Origin of the sequence: Bartonella sp. ML69XJBT (assembly GCF_028618515.1) — a bacterium.
Lineage (GTDB): Bacteria > Pseudomonadota > Alphaproteobacteria > Rhizobiales > Rhizobiaceae > Bartonella.
In genome coordinates this window covers 1-1,279 of record NZ_JAQITB010000113.1, presented here as the reverse complement: position 1 = coordinate 1,279, position 1,279 = coordinate 1, and the positions used below count along the sequence as shown (strand labels likewise).

General features: G+C 36.5%; 2 protein-coding genes. Both read left to right on the top strand.

Annotated features, from left to right (window positions below; genetic code table 11):
• Positions 1-647 (top strand): hypothetical protein (locus PVV68_RS10385; RefSeq protein WP_273783037.1); only part of this gene is annotated, 647 nt, incomplete at its 5' end.
• A 96-nt stretch (positions 648-743) separates the two neighbouring features.
• Positions 744-1,279, top strand: a 536-nt coding sequence (locus tag PVV68_RS10380) for a hypothetical protein (RefSeq protein WP_273783036.1), incomplete at its 3' end; no start/stop codon positions are given.

Here is a 1,279-nt window from a genome sequence, read left to right as displayed (position 1 = left end):
AGTTTGCACTCACAAATGAGACACGTGTATTTAATAATCAAACTCTTTATCGCATTAAAGCATTAAGAGACTTTGCTGATGTCAAGGCTGGTGACCTTGGTGGCTTTATTGAAAAGGAAAGCAACCTTTCTCATGAGGGCAATTGCTGGGTGTATAATGAGGCGTGTGTTTATAATAATGCCCATGTTTCTGATAATGCTAAAATCTTAAATGAAGCTTATGTTTTTGATAATGCAAAAATTGAAGGCAATTCTAAAATTTTTGATTGTGCAAAAATTTATGACAATGCAAGGGTTGCTGATAATGCTAAAGTTTGTGGTTCCTCTTATGTTTATGATCATGCCTGCGTTTTGAATCATGCAGAGGTATCTGACAGGGCTGTTATAAAAGGTCATGCAAAAATTTATGATAATGCTTTATTAACTGGCTATGCACAAGCTTATGGCAATGCAAGAATTTATGACAATGCTCAAGTTTGGTTTTTTGCTGTGGTTTGTGATGATGCTTGTATTTATGAAAATGCAAAAATTACAGGCTATACATACATTTGCGATAAAGTGAGTGTTTTTGGTAATTCATATATAGATACCAAAAAATTGAGTGGTCATATCAAAATTTGTGATCATACCATAAAAGACGCTGCGTAAATAAAGGCAGTGGCGTTGCGGGGGCGCCCCTCTTTCAAATTTTCCATTCCAAATTTTAGCAAATGTTTAACACATTCAATTGTGTGAGGTATTCTTATGTGCAAAAAATACGAATTAACTAGAGGAAGCAAAAAAATTAAACATGCTCTGACGAGAAAAACTATCAATCTTTATCGCATTCGGGCTTTAAAAGATTTTGATGATGTTAAGACGGGGGATTTAGGGGGCTTTATTGAAAAGGAAAGTAACTTATCACATGATGGTAATTGCTGGGTTTATGATAAAGCTTGTGTCTATGGTCATGCCCGTGTTTCTGACAATGCAAAAATACGTCATTTTTCTCAAATCTGTGGTCAAGTCTATGGGAATTGTGAAATCTATGGCAAGGCTTTCATCTCTCAATATGCAAAAGTTTATGACCATGCTTGTGTCTATGGCAATGCTCATGTTTATGGCAATGTTTATGGGTATGCCCATGTGAGTGGGGGCGCCCGCGTTTTTGCTGATGCTCATGTTTATGATTATGCGCATGTTTCTTATGATGCTACGGTTTTTGGTTATGCAAGGGTCTATGGTCGTGCCATTGTTGCTGGCTCGGCTCATATTCATAGCTATGCTGAGGTTTATAATTA